Below are 16,977 nucleotides of genomic sequence, written 5' to 3' on the forward strand. Positions count from 1 at the left end.
TTCCTGCACACGGTATTCAGCGCGTCGCAGCAGCGCACGGGCCGAGCGGCGCGCACCGGAGGGTGACGGAGCACCCACGCGGGCAATACCTGCCCGAACGACCACGGCATGCGAGACTTGCGGCGTGAGCGGGCTCAACGAGGCATTCGACAGCGGCAAAACCGACGGTACACCCGATCGCGGCCAGGTCATCGGGCGCGGCGTCGTCTGGCTGGCCAAGTGGGCCGTGTGCGTGGTCGCGATCGCGGCCGGGGCGTGGGTACTGATGTTCCTGCTGGCCAAGCTGTGGGTGGTGGTGCTGCCGGTCCTGCTGGCCATCGTCGTCGCCACCGTGCTGTGGCCGCCCGCGGGCTGGCTGATGAAGAAGGGCTGGCCGCCGGCCGCCGCGGCGTCGGTGTCGCTGCTCGGCTTCATCGCCGTGCTGGCCGGGGTCATCGCGCTGATCGTGCCCACGGTCGTCGACCAGTCGCCCGACCTCGCGGAGAAGGCGACCGACGGCGTCGACCGGGTGCGCAACTGGCTGCAGGGCCCGCCGCTGCGGGTGCGCGACGAACAGCTCGACTCCGCCGTCGAGGCGGTGACCGGCCGGCTCCAGTCCAGCGCCGAGCAGATCGCCTCCGGCGTGTTCAGCGGTGTCACCACCGCGACCTCGGTGCTGGTCACCCTGTTCCTGGTGCTGGTGCTGGCGTTCTTCTTCGTCAAGGACGGGCCGCGGTTCCTGCCCTGGCTGCACCAGGTCACCGGCAGCCGCTGCGGCACCCACCTGGAGCAGGTGCTGGCCCGCATCTGGGTCACCCTGGGCGGGTTCATCCGCACGCAGGCCCTGGTCAGCCTGATCGACGCGGTGTTCATCGGCGCGGGCCTGGTGATTCTCGGGGTGCCGCTGGCGGCGGTGCTCGCGGTGCTGACCTTCCTCGGCGGCTTCGTGCCCATCGTGGGCGCGTTCGTGGCGGGCGCGCTGGCGGTGCTGGTCGCCCTGGTCGCCAACGGCGTCACCACCGCGCTGATCGTGCTCGGCATCATCCTCGCGGTGCAGCAGCTGGAAGGCAATGTGCTGCAACCGGTTCTGCAATCGCGCAGCATGAAGCTGCACGCCGTCATCGTGCTGCTCGCGGTCACCGCCGGCGGCTCGCTCTACGGCATCGTCGGCGCGTTCCTCGCCGTGCCGGTGGCCGCCGTCGCGGCGGTGACCATCCGGTACATCGGCGAGCAGATCGATATCGCCACCGGCGTGGCCACCGAGACCGGCGCGCCCGAGGAGGTCGACGCCACCGCGCCGGACTCCGATCACAGCACCGAGGTGGTGCGCGGGGACGCCAAGGACTAGCGGCCCAGATAGCGCGCGCAGAACCGGCGCAGGATCTCCATCGGGACGGTGATGGACTCGCGGTGCCCGAGCTCGATCAGCTCCTCGGCCTCGGCGGGGTCGAAATACCCGGCGTGCCGGTAGGTTTCGATGCGCACCGCCAGGCCGTCGCCGTCGAGTTCGGGATGGAACTGGGTGGCGTAGACATTCGCGCCGACGCGAATGATCTGCACCGGGCAGCCCGCCGAACCCGCCAGCAGCACGGCCTCGGGCGGGACGGCCTGACAGGCCTCCTTGTGGCCGACGAACGCGCGGAAGCTCCGGGGCAGACCCCGCAGCAGCGGATCGGTGGCGGCGGCCTCGTTGAGCTCGATGGTCTGCGCGCCGGGTGATTCGGCGAAGTTCTCGGTGCCGACCTTGCCGCCGAGCACGTCCGCGAGCATGCCCAGCCCGTAGCAGGCGCCCAGGTAGGGCAGGTCCCGCCGGACGATCTCGGTGACCAGGCCGCGCAGTTTCGGCTCGAATTCCCGCTGGTAGTCGTATTTCTTGTGCTCCGGGCTGCTGACATTGCTCGGCCCGCCGCCGACGATGACCGCGGCGTAGTCGTCGAGATCGGGATCGGGCCACCCCTGATCCATCCGGACCCGCACCACCTGCTCGGGCGCCAGGCCGCCCGCGCGGAGCATGGCGAAGTATTCGTCGTCGGAGGCGGAGTGCTCGGGACGCAGCTGGAGCAGCAGGCACGGTTTCGGCATGGCTCCGATTGTGGAAGATCTCGGTCGCTCAGCCCAGCACCGGCAGGGTGCGGTCCGCGGCGAGTCGTTTCAGCGCACGCTGCATCACGCCGGTCACGTGGTCGTAGCCGCGCTGCGGATCGAGTTCCGCGCCGAGGACGGCGCGCAGGTCGATGGGGTCGAGGAACTCGACGGTCACCTTGGTGGGCAAGGGAATATGGCCCGCGAGGTCGCCGAGGTTGAGGCCCCAGGGCAGGGCGAGGGAGATCGGGAACACCTTCAGCCGCAGCATCCGGTCCAGGCGCAGCAGCCGGGCGATCCGGTCACCGCGGGTCAGGATCAGCTGATTCTCGTGCGCGCCGTAGTTGATCACGGGCACGATCGGCACCCGGGCGTCCCAGGCCAGGCGCAGGAAGCCGGTGCGCTGCGCGAAATCGATCCGATCCTGCTCCCACGCGGGGCGGTGCACCTCCCAGTCCCCGCCGGGATACACCAGGACCGCGGCCCCGCTGTCCAGGGCGGCGCGGGCGCTGTCCGGATCGGCGGCCACCGTCCCGAATTTGCGCAGATAGCCGCCCAGCACCGGGAACGCCATCACCAGATCGTGCGCCAGCTGATAGAACGGCCGCTGCGGCCCGAAATGCCGGGTGAACGCCAGCGTCGTCACCACCACCTCGGGGGAGACGTTGCCGCCGGAATGATTGCCCACCAACAGCATCGGCCCGCGCTCCGGCACCCGCTCGATGCCTTTGATCTCGGCTCGGAAGTACACCCGCACCAGCCGCCAGCTCAATTCCAGTGCCCGCTCGATGAATTCCGGATCCCGCTCGGCCATATCCGCCCGCGGCACCCGCGCTCGCACCTGCTCCGACACCCACCCGGCGGCCCGGTCGAACGGCAGTACTCTGCGGATCCCTGACGGCACGGGGGACCTCCTGATCGATATCGCCCACTACTCCGCGGTAATGCCTCCGCCGGGCCCGGCCAAACCTCGGGCCGGTACCGGGAAGTCGCTGGAGACCTCGGCCGCGAGTGCGGTGAACACCGCACTGGGGGTGAGACCGAACATCGCGCGGAAGACATCGCTGAAATGCGACGGTGACGCGAAGCCCGCCGCGGTGGCCGCGCTCGTGAAGTCGTGGCCGTGGGCGATGCCCGTGCCCGCGTGCAGGATTCGGGCCCACTGGATGTAGCGGCGGTAGCTGGTCGCGGTGTGCTCGGCGAACAGCCGCAGGAAGTAGGAGGTCGACATGCCCAGGGCCGCGGCGGCGGCCGCGGCGCGATGGGGCGCGGCCGGGTCCGCGCGAATCGTGCCGGCCGCCCGCGCGATCCTGTGGTCGAGCGTGCCGGCCGGCGCCAGGCACGCCAGATCCAGCACGTGCTCGAGCTCGAGCGGGCCGGTCGTGCCGGCCGCGATGAGCTGCTTCTCGCGCGGGTGCCCGAGCCCGAACGGGCCGGACCGGTAGCGCATCCGGTCCAGGTGCCGGGCCGAGGTGTCCGCGGCGGGATCGGAATAGCAGAGCAGGACCCGTTCGCCCAGCGCGTGGATGCGGTGCGGGCTGCGTGCGGGCACCACCGTGCTGTACGTGGTGATGTGGGGGAGGCCCGGGACCTCCAGGACGATCGGTGCGTCGACGCCGACGACGAGTTGGGCGGTCGAGGTGGAGTGCAGCGCGCCCCGAGGTGGCGGACCGAGGTAGGCGCAGTGGCCGCCGTGGATCTGGATGCGGGGCGTCATGGGCGGGCACCGCACGTTTCCGGAAGCGCCGCGGGGGTCATGGTCGTGAGAATACCGAGCGCGGGCGGTAGGGAATCGGTCGCGGAGAGGACGAGATGGCCACGGAGGAATTGGCGCGGTGGCGCGAGGCCGGCGAGACGGTCGAGGTGCGTGTTCGCGGGGTGCGCCGCCGGGTGTTCGTGCGGAAGTCCGGCAGCGGTACCCCGCTGGTGCTGTTGCACGGATTTCCGGCATCCAGCTTCGAATGGGCGGGAATCGAGCCCGCGCTCGCCCGCCGGCACACCGTGGTGGCGTTCGACTTTCTCGGCTACGGCGGGACGGAGAAGCCGCGGGCACATCGCTACAGCGTGTTCGAGCAGGCGGACCTGGTCGAAGCGCTGCTGGACCGGCTCGCGATCTCCGAGACGGCGGTCCTCGCCTACGATTACGGCGCGATCGTGGCCAGTGAACTGCTCGCTCGAGCGGATCGGGCGTGCGCTGTCACCCATTGCGTCTTCATGAATGCCGGGCTGTACGCGCACCTGTATCGCCCCCGGCTCATCCAGCGGGTCAGCCGATGGCCGGTGCTCGGACGGGTCGCCGGGGCCGTGCTCACCGAGCGGGTGTTCGCCAAGAGCTGGGGCGCGGTCTTCTCGCCCGAGCATCCGCTGGAGCCCCGGGCGGCGGCGTCGCACTACCGCGCGCTGCGCGAGAACGCGCCGGAGCGCGACCTGCACCGCCGGCTGCTCCGCTACATTCCCGAGCGCGCCGCGCACCGGGAGCGGCTGGAGGCCGCCGTCGCGAAAACCGAAGTGCCCCTGTCATTTCTGTGGGGAATGCGCGACCCGGTGGCGGGCTCCGCGATCGCGGCGGAACTGCGCCGCCGCCGACCCGGCCTCGACCTCGTCGAGTACTCCGACGCAGGCCATTGCCCGCACCTCGAGATCCCGGACCGGGTCGCCGCGGATATCCTCGCCCGGCTCGGCTAGGCCGGGCGGGCCGCCGGATGCCGCCCCGGAATCGCCGGGTGCACCACCTCGAGGCGGTCGCGGGCGACGTACATCGACCAGTAGTGGTCGGCGAGGTCGTCCGGATCGGCCAGCGGCAGCCCTGACCCCGGTGTGGCGGAGGCGTTTTCGGCGATCTCGCTGCCGGTGATGTAGGCGGCGACGGCGAGCGTGCCGACATAGATCCCGGCGTCGGCGAGCTCGCCGTGCAGCGAGTAGACGTAGTTGCGGGCGGCGGCCATGATCGGGCCGACGCCGCTCAGCGCGGGCAGCGGCTCGACGGCGGAATAGCCGTGGGTCAACAGGAACGCGCCGTCGCCGCGTTCGATCCATTCCGGTAGCAGCGCGCGAACCACCTCGACCGGAGTCAGCAGGAGCAGCGGCACCAGGCGCGCCAACGCGGCGGCGTCGAGTTCGCTTGCGGGAGTGAACTGTTGCGCACCGGCGATGGGCCCGTACTCGACGACGTCGATGCGCCCGAACCGCTCCCGCACGGCGGCGATCACCGTGGGGACCGCGGCCGGATCGCCGAGATCGGCGGTGAACCCGGCGGCGTCGACACCCGCCTCGGCGAGGCCGCGCACGAGCGCGTCCAGGCGGTCGCGTCGGCGCGCCACCAGAGCGACCCGGAAACCCTCCCGGCCGAACCGGTGTGCGACCGACTTTCCGAGTCCGGTACCGGCTCCGAATACCGCGATGACCTTCGACACGAGATTCCCCACTTCCTGTTTCGGGTGTGTGGGATGAGGATGGAACAACGAAACAGTCCGTACAAAAGGCACATTCGTGTTCGTGTCGAAGGCAAAGGTGGGTAATGGAGTACAACCGACCGGACCGCACGTCCCGTATCGGGCCGTGCGCCGGCATCCCCGCCGATCGAATGGATTCCATCCGCCGCGTCCTGGGCCGGATCGGCGACAAGTGGAGCCTGCTGGTGATCGCGGTGCTGGAGAACGGCCCGCTGCGCTACAGCGACCTGCAGACCGGCGTCGCCGGCATCTCCCAGCGCATGCTGACGTTGACGCTGCGGCAACTGCATCAGGACGGATTGGTCAGTCGCACCTCCTATCCGGAGGTGCCGCCGCGCGTCGAGTACAGCCTCACCCCGCTGGGCGCGAGCCTGCTCGACATCGTGGGCGCACTGGTGGATTGGGCCGCGGAGAACCACGAGGAGATGGACCGCCACCGCACGCGCACTCCGGCGTAGCGGGCTCCCCGTCGGGAACGGGGAGCCCGGCCGGTCTACTCGGCGGCGCTGCGCTCGGCGACGCGACCGAAGTCCAGCTTCACCAGCTGGTCGGCGCAGTCGAAGTAGCGGTCGTCGTGGGTGATGACGATGACCGTCTTCCCGCGCTGTTTGAGCTCGGTGAGGATCTCGCGATAGAACACGTCGCGGAACTTCGGATCCTGGTCGGCGGCCCATTCGTCGAAGACGTAGATGGCGCGGTCCTCGAGCAGGGCGGTGAGCAGCGCCAGGCGCTTGCGCTGGCCCTGGGACAGATCCAGCGTGGACAGCCGCCCGTTCTCCACGGTCACCTTGTGCGCGATCTGCAGTTCGGTCAGGTAGCGCCGGACCTCGCCGTCCAGATCGGGCCGGTCGAAACCGAGGTAGTCCTCGAACAGGTGGAAATCGGTGAACACCGCCGAGGAGTTCTGCCGGAACCACTCGATGTTCTCGTGATCGATCTGCTCGCCGTTGAGCGTCAACCGGCCGGTGCGCGGAACGTAGAGTCCGGTCACGATTTTGGCGAGCGTCGACTTGCCGCTGCCGTTGCCGCCGACGACGAAACTGATCTGGCCGGGCTCGAACACCAGGTCCAGCGGGCCCAGGTGGAAGCCCTCGTCGGCGCCGGGTTCGGGCAGGGGAGCCATCGGCATCGGCATGCCGTCCGCGCCGCCGTGATGGATCCGCTTGTGGCCGTTCACATCCGGTCCGCCGGGGCCGCCCCGGCCGGGTGGCGGGAACGGATGCGGCCCGCCCGGGCGGCCCTTCGGCGGCGGCCCACCCGGCCGGCCCGAGCCGGGATCCGCGGCGCGCGGCCCCGCGGCCCCGGGCTCCGGTGCGCCCGGCGGCGGGAACGGCGGCGGCAACTCGGTGCGGTAGCTGTAGCTCACCCCGCTCAGCTCCAGGCGCGCCGACGTCACGGCGGGCCGGTCGTCGAAGGGCAGCTGCTCCTCGTCGTGCAGCGTCTCCATCGACAGGTTCATGGTGCGGATCTTGGCCAGCGCCACGTCGCCGCGCAGCAGGTCCGGCAGCCGGTGCATGAAGTTCTGCATCGGCATCGACAGGAACGTCGTCACCAGCACGTAGGCGACCATCACATCGTGCGGCAGGTCCAGCGCGGAGGCGATGACGAACAGGATCAGCGCCATCGTCCCGAGTTGCAGGATCTGCCCGACCCCCTGGGCGAGGGCGAATTTCGAGCCGGCGTCCACGTTCTGGTCGCGCAGCCGCCCGGAGGTGCCCAGCAACTGCCGGTCCATGAAGTCGCGGCGGCGGCCGCGATGCAGCTTGAGTTCCTTGATGCCCAGCGTCACGGCCTGGAAGGAGCGCAGCAGCGCGTCCTCGTTCTCGCGGGCCGCGTGATAGATGCGCCGCACCCGCTTGAGGAACGTCTCCACGCACGCGATGCCGAGCAGGGTGCCCGCGATGGTGATCGCGAAGATCGGCCCGGACACCACGGCCAGGAACACGAAGCAGCCGACGATGGTGGCCACGTCGATGCAGATGCTCGGGATCGCGGTGACCGCCTGCGACAGTGACCGCACGTCCTCGGTGAGGGTGGCCATCAGCCGGTGCATGCCGAGCCGTTCCAGATGCTCGAGCGGGGCCGCGACGATGCTGGAGCTGAGATCGGCGCGCAGCCGGTAGATGGCGTCCTGGGCCAGCCGCAGCAGCAGGATCTGCGAGAGCACGCCGCTGACCAGGATCACCAGCCCGGTCAGGGCGAAGTTCTGCACGGTGACCGCCGGATGCGGCTCCGGCGACACCACCCCGCGGATCAGGGTGAGCAGGTAGGTGTTGGCCGCGCCGCAGACGAGGCCCGCGAGCACCACGGCCGCGATCCGCACCCGGGAGATCGAGAGCAGAAATCTGATCAATTGCATTGCTACTGCGCTTCTTTCGGAATTCTCGCGGCGATTATCGGCGAATGATGTCGAAGATCATTCCCTCGAGGGTGACCCCCGGCGCGAAGGAGAACGCGACGCCCGTGGAGATCGGGGCGACGGACTCGGCCTGCTCGATCATGGCTTCCAGCACGAAGATCAGCGAGACACTCAGCATGTTGCCGTGCTGGGCCAGGATGTCCCAGCTGGGCGCGGCGGTCTCGAGCGGGATGCCGAGCGAGCGCGCGGACTGCTCGATGATCTTCGGCCCGCCCGGGTGGATGGCCCACAGATCGACCTCGGATTTGCGCAACCCGTTGCGCGCCAGCGCCTCGGTGACCACCGGGTCGACGCCGTGCAGGATGTAGTCCGGCAGGCTCTCGGCCAGCTCGCAGGTGATCCCGTTGTCGTTGACGCGCAGCACGATGCCGTCCTCGGCGTCGTCGAACAACTGGCTGAAGCTGTCGCGGATGACGACGCTGCCCGGCGCGAGCGGCTGATGCACCTGGCCCGCGCCGATCACCACCGCGCCGCACCCGTCGCCGAAGAGGCTGTGGATGATGACGTCGTTGACGTTGTCGTCGAAGACGGCGTTGACCGAACTCAGTTCCAGCGCGATCACCAGCGCCTTCTTGTCCGGATGGGCGCGCACGTAGTCCGCGGCCGAGCGGATGCCGTTCATCGCGGCCGCGCAGCCCATGAAGTTGACCATGACGCGGTTGATCGAGGGCGCCAGGCCCAGCTTCTTGACCACGGCCACGTCCACGCCGGGGGCGATGAATCCGGTGCTGGTCACGAAGACCAGCAGCCCGAGTTCGGCGGCGGGATCGGCGAGCCCGGCGATGGCGCGCCCGGCCACGTCGACGGCCAGCGGCACCGCGTGCTCGTAGAACAGGTCCATGCGCTCGCGGATCGTGGCCGGTCTGCGGCTGTAGGACAGGAACTCCGGATCCAGCGGGTCGACCGCCAGGCGGCGGCTGTCGATCCTGGTCTTCTGGTAGATCCGCGGAATGCGGGCCCGCTGCGCCGGATCGGCGAACAGCGCGGCCACCTTGCCGGCCGCCTCGGCCTGCGAATAGACCTCGCTCGGCGACCCGGTGGCGATGCCCTCGATCACCGCCACCGAGGTCGGGGGAGCCGGCGGGAGCACTCCGTATCCGTGCTCGGCCCCCACCAAGTGCCGGCCGGTTTCCGGCCGCGCGCCACCCTCATCGACAATCACAGACACGAACTTCTTCCTTTCGAGAATGAAAATGGAGGCCACGCCGTCACCCTCCAGGCGGCGCGGTCGCCGATAACGGCGGAGTCGGTTACACCGTTCCGATTCCGGTGAAGCCCTGCGCCGTATAGGTGGCGCACGTTTTCAAGGCCGAGGGCGACAGGTGCTCACGCACCAGGCCCCACTTGTTCTCCTCCGCCTCGCGCGAGGGCGCGAGCAGGTAGGTCCGGATCTGTTTCGGGAAACGGTCGGTGAAGAAACTCTTCGCCGGCAGCCATTCCACGCCGAACTTCTCCGCCTCCTCGCGCACCACGTCCTCGGTCGCGATATTGGCGAATCCGCTGCGCTGGTAGGGCAATACGTGGTGCACGCGGTGCGAGCTCAGGCCCGCCGACAGGAAGCAGTCGACCCAGCGATTGCCGACGACGGTCAGGTCGTAGGCCTGTTCGAGCTGGTTCACGCCCCAGTCCTCGGTGTCGGAGTGCAGTTCCTCGGTGTCGACCTCGAAGTCGTGGCTGGCCACGACCAGGAACGTGCTGACCCACATGGTGACGACGAATTGCAGGGCCCAGGCCCAGAAGTCGCCGGCCAGGGTGAACACCACCAGCTCGCCGATCAGCAGGAAGCGCACGCCGAAGGAGCCGACGAAGTGCCCGAGCGCGCCGCGGCGGGTGCCGTACATGTCGCGCACGCCGACCTGGCGGACCAGGCGGCAGACGTCGAGCAGGCGGATCAGCATGCCGGTCAGCGTGTGGCCGAACTTGTGCATGGTGTGCACCGGGATCCGGTACAGCCGCGGCACCTGCATCATCATCGTGAAGACGTTCTTCTTGATGTCGACTTCACTCTGGGTGTGCGGGTGGTGCAGCAGCGCGTGCCCGTCGGCGGTGACGAACGCCAGCGCGACGTAGTTCAGGTCGAAGGCGTTGACGGCGATCTTGCTCCACTGCGTCTTCTGCGCCCGGTGGATGGCGTAGTGGCCGAATCCGGCCAGGCCGCTGCGCAAGACCACCATCGCGAGCACGAACAGCGGCAGCGGCATCCAGTTCGGCTCGGCCAGCCGCAGCCCCTGCACGCCGAAATACAGCACCACCAGGACCGCGACCACGATGTTGAACAGCGTGTCCATCCGTTGCAGGCGGGCGGCGAGCTCGGGTTCCTTGAGCCGCGCCTTCACCTTGTGCAGCAGGTCGTTCTTGTCGTCGAAGCGGTACTTCGGCGTATCGCGCCAGCTGTCGAAGCCCTCCTTGAACAGGAAGTCGGGCGCGTTGGCCTTGGGGTGGATGTCTTCCGGAATCGCCTGCCGGTCCAGGGCATAGCGTTCGATCATGCGCCCGATCCGCTCCGGATCCTTGTGGTAGGAGCCGATGATCGAGGTGATGTCGCGATTCTTGGTGCGGCCGATGAAGAATTCCCCGCCGGGATGCTTGGAGATCCACTGGCTCAGGTCGTAGGCTTTGCCGTTGTACACCCAGACGTTCGACACCGGAGGGGGGCCGGGTGGGGGGCCGGGCGGCCGACGGAAGTCCTGCTCCTCGGTAGCGGGGCGGTCACTCGTCGTCATGTCTATCCTTTGGAAAAGGGTCTAGCTCGCGCCGCGGGCGGAGTTCTTCCGATCGTTACGTCGGAATCTTCCGTGCGGCTGCTTGCATCTCTCTGAAGAATCTCTTAAGCCGTGAGCTTCGTTGCATCGCCGGGAAGCCGCGTTGACATGCGAAGGGGCCCGAAAACGGGAAAGCCGGTCCGCGAGCAGGGAATAGCCGAAGCCGCCCCCAGTGCTCCCGGACCGGTCCTCCTGTGCCGGTCGATATGAGAAAACTAGCTGCCGGGCTTGAGTACGTTCACGGGCTTGCCGTGGTCGCTCAGCGTCAGCTTGATCTCGCCCGCGTCCTTCTTCACGATGGCGCGGATGAGGTTCGGGCCGGTGCCCGGCGAGGCCGCGGTGGAGGGCAGCTGGGTGGCCGAGGTGGTCGGCGGCGCGACGTCCTTGATCCAGACGGTGATCGGCAGATCGGCCTGGCCCTCGCCGGCCTTGGGCACGATCGGGTCGATGGCCGACGGGCTGATGGTGCCGGTGACCTTCACGGTGTCGACGCCGTCGATCTTCTCGCGGCCTTCGGCCTTGGCGTTCTTGATCTGGGCGATGACGTTGGCCAGGCCCTTGTCCTTGTCCAGCAGGACGCCCGGATCGTAGATCCGTTCCGCCGGACCGATCTTGGTGTAGGTGGAGCCGTCGGTCAGCGCGTACAGCGTCTTGTCGACGACGAGGAACTTCGCCTCGATGAAGTCCGCCTCCGGCTTGGTGCGAATCTTCGCCTCACCCTGGGCCGCCCCCTGGCCCTGTGGCTGGTTGGTGACGCCGGCGTCGACCTTCTCCATCGGCAGGTTCGGGATGTTGGTGATGTTGAGCGCCATGTGCACCGACTGCAGCGTCTGGGTGGTCTTGGAGCACTCGGACACCAGCTGGGTGCCTTCGGGCAGTTCCGCCGGCGGCGCGGCGGAGGTGGTCGAGGCGGAGGGTTCGGAGGAGTTGCATCCGGCCACCAGCGCGGCGAACACCGACGCCGCCATAACGACTGGCGCGATGCCCCGCCGACCGACCCGGAGTCGTCGGGTGATTCGCGTACGCGTGGTCAATTCACTCATATAAGCCCCTGATTGAGGTTCGTTCTACCAGCTACTGAGAGGCATTCTGCCGCCCCCCAACGCGATAGTATGTACTACTTGTCCGGCTTTTGGGTTCATCGGTTCGGTTTCCGGCCCCCAACCGGGGCGGGGCTCCAGTGGATTCCGGTCGGTTAGCGGCGTTCTCGTGGCAACGCCGTGCGCGCGGCGGCGAATGTGCCTGCCGCGAGCGACAACCCCGGACTTCGATTCAGGCGAGCAACGCCGTCAGCGCCCGGCGGACGGCCGCGGAGGCGGCGGCCGGGCCGAGTCCGCGGCGATCGACGAGATGATGGCGGGTCGGCCAGCCGGCGGCGGCGTCGATCAGGTCGAGCAACTCCGGGTCCGCGCCCGTCAGTTCCGGCGCGAACGTCGCGGCCAGGGCGGCGCGGATGCGCTTGTCGGTCAGCCGCATCCGGGCATCCACGCCGGGCACCGTGTCGGAGGTGAGCAGCCCGAGCAGGCGCGGGTTGCGCTGTAGGGCGAAGACGGCCGCGCTCTGCGCCACCACCGCCTCGATCCGCTCGGTCAGCGGCAGCGCCGGGTCCGGGCGCACGATGAGCGCCTCCACCTGCTGCGATTGGGCGTCGGTGGCCGCCACCAGCAGTTCGTCCCGGTCGGGGAAGTGCACGAAGATGCTGCGCTCGGAGACGCCCGCGCGGGCGGCGATCGCCTTGGTGGTCGGCTGGAAATCGCCCTCCTTCAACGACTCCAGCAGGGCCTGGATGATCACGGCCCGGGTCTGCTCGGGGTTGCGGCGCCGGCGGGTGCCTTCGTCGGTCATGTCTGTTATCCGATCACAGGGGGCGGATCCGAGCACTATTGCAGTCACACTGCAATAAGATGCTAGGCTGGCAGGTAGCTCGAACATTGCTGTGGGCAGGGAACAGGAGACTTCATGATCGGCGACGCGGAAGACAACGCGGGGGAGCGGCGGACGGGGGTGTCGCGGCGCGGCGTGTTCGGCGTCGGCGCGGCGGCGCTGGCCGCGGTCGGCGTCGGTTCGGCGCTCAGCGGCTGTGACGACGACGCTCCCGAGGTGCGGCCCTCGGCCACGCAGACCGAGCCGAGCGAGCACGTGCGCACGGCGAACGAGCGCGCGACGGCGACCCTGCCGCTGACCGACACCGCCGACTTCGCCGACGCCGACCGTGGGTTCGTCGCCGCGCTGCAACCGGGTGTCATCCGGGATGCCGCCGGGAAAACGGTGTGGGACAACGACTCCTACGAGTTCCTCGGCGAGCCGTGCCCGCACTCGGTGCACCCGAGCCTGTGGCGGCACTCCCAGCTGACCGTGAAGCAGGGCCTCTACGAGATCGCCCCCGGCTTCTATCAGATCCGCGGTCTGGACCTGTCCAACATGACGCTGATCGAAGGCGACACCGGCGTGATCGTCATCGATCCGCTGATCTCGACCGAGACCGCGGCCGCCGGCCTGGCCCTCTATCGCGCCCACCGCGGGGACCGCCCCGTCACCGGGCTGATCTACACCCACTCCCACGTCGACCACTTCGGCGGCGCGCTGGGCGTCACCACCCGCGAGGACGCCGCCGCCGGACGTTGCCCGGTGCTCGCCCCGGCGGGCCTGGTCGAGCACGCGGTGGCGGAGAACATCTTCGCCGGCACCGCGATGGCCCGCCGCGCGGCCTATATGTACGGCTCGGCGCTGCCGCGCGGCCCGAAGGGGCAGGTGGGGGCCGGACTGGGCCAGACCACCTCGATCGGCACCGTCTCGCTGATCGCGCCCACCCGCGACGTCACCCGCACCGGGCAGGAAGAGACGATCGACGGCGTGCGCATGGTGTTCCAGCTGACGCCGGGCACCGAGGCGCCCTCGGAGATGAATCTCTACTTCCCCGACCGCCGCATCCTGTGCATGGCCGAGAACGCCACCCACACCATGCACAACATCCTCACCCTGCGCGGCGCGCTGGTGCGCGACCCGCACGTGTGGTCGCAGTACCTGACCGAGTCGATCAACCTCTACGCCCGCAAATCGGACCTGGTCTTCGCCTCCCACCACTGGCCGACCTGGGGCACCGACAAGATCGTCGACTACCTCTCGGTGCAGCGCGACCTCTACGCCTACCTGCACGACCAGACCCTGCGCATGCTGAACAAGGGATTCGTCGGCGCGGAGATCGCCGAACAGCTGCAATTGCCGCCGGGACTCACCCAATCCTGGTCCACCCACGGCTATTACGGCTCGGTCAGCCACAACGTGAAGGCGATCTACCAGCGCTACATGGGCTGGTTCGACGGCAACCCCGCCCACCTGTGGGAGCACCCGCCGGTCGAGAGCGCGCGGCGGCACGTCGAGGCCATCGGCGGCGCGGCCGCGGTGCTGCGCAAGGCGCAGCAGGCCTACGAGACCGGCGACTACCGCTGGGCCGCGCAGTTGGCGAACTACGCGGTCTTCGCCGACGCGAACGACAAGAAGGCGAAAGACCTGCAGGCGAGCATCTTCGAGCAGCTCGGCTACGGCACCGAGAACTCCACCTGGCGCAACTTCTTCCTCAGCGGTGCGCACGAACTGCGCAACGGCGCCTTCGGCACACCCACCACGGCCAACTCCAAGAGCCTGCTGGCCGCGCTGACCGTGGAGCAGGCCTTCGATGCCATGTCCCTGGTCATCGACGGCCCCAAGGCATGGGACATGCGACTGACCTCGGACTGGCGTTTCCGGGACCAGAACAACCGCGTGCACCGGGTCGAACTGCGCAACGGCGTGCTGGTCCACTACGACCGCGCCCCCGAGGACGGACTGCCCGCCCCGGACGCCACAGTCACCCTGACCCGCGCCACCTTGATCGGCACGATCCTGGCCGGCGGGGACGTGATGGCCGCGGTCCAGAAGGGCGAGATCGGCATCGAGGGCAACGGTGCGGTGCTGCTGCAGCTGAAGAACGTCCTGGACAAGCCGGATCCAGGGTTCGCGATCGTCACTCCGTAGCGGTTTCGCCCCGGGGGCGAAATTGATCGGATGAATCGCGTATCGTGGTCGAACTGTGAACTACTCCGTGACGGTGGTGCGCCTGGTCGCCAGGCTGCACGTCGACCTGGGCCGCCTCGCCGCCCACCTGTGTCGCTGACCCGCGTCCTCGCCCGGTCACCTCGTTCCCCTGGAGTACTCCCATGTCTACCCCCGCTGCGCGCTCGCTGAATCCGGCGCGCTGGTCGTTCGGCGTCCAGATCCTGCTCGGCCTGGCGGTCGGTATCGTCGCGGGCCTCATCGCCCGCGCCACCGGCGCCGCCTGGCTCACCACCACGCTGACCCAGATCGGCACCATTTTCGTCCAGCTGCTCAAGCTCGCGGTGCCGCCGCTGGTGTTCACCGCAGTGCTGGTCAGCGTCGCGGGCCTGCGGCACGTCACCAATGCCGCGCGGCTGGCCGGGCGCACCCTGCTGTGGTTCCTGGGCACCTCGCTGATCGCGGTCGCCGTCGGCATCACCCTCGGTCTGCTCACCAACCCCGGTCGCGGCGTCGAGCTGACGCTGACCGGGGTGAAGGCGCCCGAGCACAAGAGCGGCTGGACCGACTTCCTCACCGGCATCATCCCCACCAATGTGGTCGGCGCGTTCACCAATGGCAATGTGCTGCAACTGGTCTTCCTCGGCCTGGTCTTCGGCATCGCGGCTCTCAAGCTCGGCGACGCCGCCAAGCCCGTGCTCGACCTCGCCGAATCGGTGCTGCAATTGGTGCAGAAGGCGCTGTGGTGGGTGATCCGCCTGGCCCCGATCGGCACCGCCGGCCTGATCGGCAAGGCGATCGCCGGCTACGGCTGGGATCTGGTGCGGCCGCTGGCGACCTTCACCGCCGCCATCTACATCGGGTGCCTGCTCGTGCTCGCGGTCGTGTACCCGGTGCTGCTGCGCTTCGTCGGCGGCGTGAACCCGCTGCGCTTCTACGCCAAGGCCTGGCCCGCGCTGGAGCTGGCCTTCGTCTCGCGGTCCTCGATCGGCACCATGCCGCTGACCCAGCGCCTCACCATCGAAAGGCTCGGCGTCCCGCGCGAATACGGCTCGTTCGCGGTGCCGTTCGGCGCGACCACCAAGATGGACGGCTGCGCCGCGGTGTACCCGGCGGTGGCCGCGATCTTCGTCGCCCAGATCAGCGGCATCGAACTCGGGATCCGCGACTACCTGCTGATCGCGTTCGTCTCGGTGGTCGGCTCGGCGGCGACCGCGGGACTAACCGGCGCCATCGTGATGCTGACCCTGACCCTGTCCACCCTCGGACTGCCGCTGGCCGCCGCGGGCATGCTGCTGGCCATCGACCCGATTCTCGACATGATCCGCACCGCCACCAATGTCGCCGGCCAGATGGTGGTGCCGGTGCTGGTCGCCAAACGCGAGGGCATCCTCGATCAAGAGGTCTTCGACGGGCCCTCCGCGCCGCTGACCGAGACCGAGCCGGAGACCACCGAACCCGAGAAACAACCGGCCCTCGTCTGAGCGGGCTCTACACTCGCGCCCATGCGTGACTCGGCAGGCCGGTGGTCGGGCGGTGTCGCCTTCACGCCCGGGCTGATGGCGTTCAGCGGGGAGATCGGCGACACCGCGGCCCACTCCCATGCCGCGGTGCAGGTGCTGCTGGTCACCCGGGGCGGGGTCGAGCTCGTGGACGCCGCCGGGCGCGCGAGCGCGGCGACGGTCGCCGTCATTCCGCCCGGGGCGCGGCACGAAGTGCGCGCGGCGCCCGGAACCACCGGGCTGCTGGCCTATCTCGACCCCGACAGCGTCGCCGGGCGTGCAGCCGCCGCACGATTGCACGGACTGCCTGCCGACCGGGTGCGGAGCTGGCTCGCGGCGGCCGTACCGCGTCCGGCGCCTATCCCGGCGGGGGAGTCCCGGAGCGCGGAGTCGGCGGCCGTCGCGGTCCGGCTGGCCACCGGAAACCCCGCGGGCCCACCGTCTCTGGTCGAGCTGGCGGCCCAGGTCGCGCTCTCGCCGAGCCGGCTCTCGCACGTGTTCGCCGCGCACATGGGCTTGCCGTACGCGGCGTGGCGCCGCTGGACCAGACTGCGGCTGGCCATGGACGCGGTGCGGGCCGGCGCCTCGTTCACCGAGGCCGCGCACGCCGCCGGATTCGCCGACAGCGCGCACCTGACCCGGACCTGCCGCGACCTGTTCGGCCTCACCCCGACCGAAGCCCTGCACGCCACCGGGTGGCGCTGAAGTCAGCAGATTTCTTCAAGCCCGGCCCGGTGCCGGGCGGCCAG

15 protein-coding genes are annotated in these 16,977 nt (G+C 69.4%); 6 read left to right on the plus strand and 9 right to left on the minus strand.

The window, feature by feature from the left end:
- Positions 1 to 124 precede the first annotated feature (124 nt).
- On the plus strand, positions 125 to 1,327 hold the full coding sequence (locus AB0I43_RS01120) for an AI-2E family transporter (RefSeq protein WP_356972326.1): 1,203 nt from the start codon (positions 125 to 127) through the stop codon (positions 1,325 to 1,327).
- On the opposite strand, the gene AB0I43_RS01125 is transcribed toward AB0I43_RS01120, so the two are convergent.
- Genes AB0I43_RS01125 through AB0I43_RS01135 form a run of 3 tightly spaced genes read right to left on the minus strand, consistent with a single transcriptional unit; the run spans position 1,324 to position 3,778 of the window.
- Positions 1,324 to 2,061 (minus strand): glutamine amidotransferase, encoded by a 738-nt coding sequence (locus tag AB0I43_RS01125; protein WP_356972327.1) that lies wholly within the window; start codon positions 2,059 to 2,061, stop codon positions 1,324 to 1,326. The two genes, AB0I43_RS01120 and AB0I43_RS01125, sit on opposite strands and share 4 nt — an antisense overlap.
- 28 nt (positions 2,062 to 2,089) lie before the next feature.
- Positions 2,090 to 2,965: a lysophospholipid acyltransferase family protein gene (locus tag AB0I43_RS01130; RefSeq protein WP_356972328.1), complete on the minus strand. Its 876-nt coding sequence runs from the start codon at positions 2,963 to 2,965 to the stop codon at positions 2,090 to 2,092.
- Positions 2,966 to 2,992: 27 nt separating this feature from the next.
- Positions 2,993 to 3,778 (minus strand): helix-turn-helix transcriptional regulator, encoded by a 786-nt coding sequence (locus tag AB0I43_RS01135; RefSeq protein ID WP_356972329.1) that lies wholly within the window; start codon positions 3,776 to 3,778, stop codon positions 2,993 to 2,995.
- A gap of 95 nt (positions 3,779 to 3,873) precedes the next feature.
- Here AB0I43_RS01135 and AB0I43_RS01140 point away from each other — a divergent pair, with 95 nt between their 5' ends.
- Positions 3,874 to 4,746: an alpha/beta hydrolase gene (locus AB0I43_RS01140; protein WP_356972331.1), complete on the plus strand. Its 873-nt coding sequence runs from the start codon at positions 3,874 to 3,876 to the stop codon at positions 4,744 to 4,746.
- Here the strand turns inward: AB0I43_RS01140 and AB0I43_RS01145 are convergent.
- Positions 4,743 to 5,474 carry an SDR family NAD(P)-dependent oxidoreductase gene (locus AB0I43_RS01145; RefSeq protein ID WP_356972332.1) on the minus strand — a complete coding sequence of 244 codons (732 nt, stop codon included), beginning with the start codon at positions 5,472 to 5,474 and terminating at the stop codon, positions 4,743 to 4,745. The two genes, AB0I43_RS01140 and AB0I43_RS01145, sit on opposite strands and share 4 nt — an antisense overlap.
- 170 nt (positions 5,475 to 5,644) lie before the next feature.
- On the opposite strand from AB0I43_RS01145, the gene AB0I43_RS01150 reads away from it, so the two are divergent.
- Positions 5,645 to 5,971, plus strand: coding sequence for a helix-turn-helix domain-containing protein (locus tag AB0I43_RS01150; RefSeq protein WP_356973116.1), 327 nt, complete (start codon positions 5,645 to 5,647; stop codon positions 5,969 to 5,971).
- Positions 5,972 to 6,006: 35 nt separating this feature from the next.
- Here AB0I43_RS01150 and AB0I43_RS01155 read toward each other — a convergent pair whose 3' ends face one another.
- From AB0I43_RS01155 to AB0I43_RS01175, 5 genes are all read right to left on the minus strand, one after another.
- The gene (locus tag AB0I43_RS01155; RefSeq protein ID WP_356972333.1) at positions 6,007 to 7,872 is read right to left on the minus strand and encodes an ATP-binding cassette domain-containing protein; all 1,866 of its coding nucleotides are present in this window, start codon (positions 7,870 to 7,872) and stop codon (positions 6,007 to 6,009) included.
- A 34-nt stretch (positions 7,873 to 7,906) separates the two neighbouring features.
- Complete coding sequence (locus tag AB0I43_RS01160) at positions 7,907 to 9,049, minus strand: 3-oxoacyl-[acyl-carrier-protein] synthase III C-terminal domain-containing protein (RefSeq protein ID WP_356973118.1); 1,143 nt, start codon at positions 9,047 to 9,049, stop codon at positions 7,907 to 7,909.
- Positions 9,050 to 9,182: 133 nt separating this feature from the next.
- A complete protein-coding gene (locus tag AB0I43_RS01165; protein WP_356972334.1) occupies positions 9,183 to 10,655 on the minus strand; it encodes a fatty acid desaturase in 1,473 nt (490 codons plus the stop codon).
- Positions 10,656 to 10,909: 254 nt separating this feature from the next.
- Positions 10,910 to 11,650, minus strand: a complete 741-nt coding sequence (locus AB0I43_RS01170) for an LppX_LprAFG lipoprotein (RefSeq protein ID WP_356972335.1) — start codon at positions 11,648 to 11,650, stop codon at positions 10,910 to 10,912.
- A gap of 316 nt (positions 11,651 to 11,966) precedes the next feature.
- Positions 11,967 to 12,539 (minus strand): helix-turn-helix domain-containing protein, encoded by a 573-nt coding sequence (locus AB0I43_RS01175; RefSeq protein ID WP_356972336.1) that lies wholly within the window; start codon positions 12,537 to 12,539, stop codon positions 11,967 to 11,969.
- A gap of 114 nt (positions 12,540 to 12,653) precedes the next feature.
- On the opposite strand from AB0I43_RS01175, the gene AB0I43_RS01180 reads away from it, so the two are divergent.
- The 3 genes from AB0I43_RS01180 (at position 12,654) to AB0I43_RS01190 (ending at position 16,933) form a co-directional block, all read left to right on the plus strand.
- Positions 12,654 to 14,708: an alkyl sulfatase dimerization domain-containing protein gene (locus tag AB0I43_RS01180; RefSeq protein ID WP_356972338.1), complete on the plus strand. Its 2,055-nt coding sequence runs from the start codon at positions 12,654 to 12,656 to the stop codon at positions 14,706 to 14,708.
- 182 nt (positions 14,709 to 14,890) lie between these two features.
- Complete coding sequence (locus tag AB0I43_RS01185) at positions 14,891 to 16,210, plus strand: dicarboxylate/amino acid:cation symporter (RefSeq protein WP_356972339.1); 1,320 nt, start codon at positions 14,891 to 14,893, stop codon at positions 16,208 to 16,210.
- 21 nt (positions 16,211 to 16,231) lie between these two features.
- Positions 16,232 to 16,933 (plus strand): helix-turn-helix domain-containing protein, encoded by a 702-nt coding sequence (locus tag AB0I43_RS01190; protein WP_356972340.1) that lies wholly within the window; start codon positions 16,232 to 16,234, stop codon positions 16,931 to 16,933.
- Positions 16,934 to 16,977 lie beyond the last annotated feature (44 nt).

The sequence above is a fragment of the Nocardia sp. NPDC050435 genome, assembly GCF_040655395.1.
Classification (GTDB): domain Bacteria; phylum Actinomycetota; class Actinomycetes; order Mycobacteriales; family Mycobacteriaceae; genus Nocardia.

Coding starts and splice junctions, on each gene's coding strand:
- AB0I43_RS01125 (WP_356972327.1), bottom strand. CDS start 2,061: ATGCCGAAACCGTGCCTGCTGCTCCAGCTGCGTCCCGAGCACTCCGCC.
- AB0I43_RS01135 (WP_356972329.1), bottom strand. CDS start 3,778: ATGACGCCCCGCATCCAGATCCACGGCGGCCACTGCGCCTACCTCGGT.
- AB0I43_RS01140 (WP_356972331.1), top strand. CDS start 3,874: ATGGCCACGGAGGAATTGGCGCGGTGGCGCGAGGCCGGCGAGACGGTC.
- AB0I43_RS01150 (WP_356973116.1), top strand. CDS start 5,645: ATGGATTCCATCCGCCGCGTCCTGGGCCGGATCGGCGACAAGTGGAGC.
- AB0I43_RS01155 (WP_356972333.1), bottom strand. CDS start 7,872: ATGCAATTGATCAGATTTCTGCTCTCGATCTCCCGGGTGCGGATCGCG.
- AB0I43_RS01165 (WP_356972334.1), bottom strand. CDS start 10,655: ATGACGACGAGTGACCGCCCCGCTACCGAGGAGCAGGACTTCCGTCGG.
- AB0I43_RS01175 (WP_356972336.1), bottom strand. CDS start 12,539: ATGACCGACGAAGGCACCCGCCGGCGCCGCAACCCCGAGCAGACCCGG.
- AB0I43_RS01180 (WP_356972338.1), top strand. CDS start 12,654: ATGATCGGCGACGCGGAAGACAACGCGGGGGAGCGGCGGACGGGGGTG.
- AB0I43_RS01185 (WP_356972339.1), top strand. CDS start 14,891: ATGTCTACCCCCGCTGCGCGCTCGCTGAATCCGGCGCGCTGGTCGTTC.
- AB0I43_RS01190 (WP_356972340.1), top strand. CDS start 16,232: ATGCGTGACTCGGCAGGCCGGTGGTCGGGCGGTGTCGCCTTCACGCCC.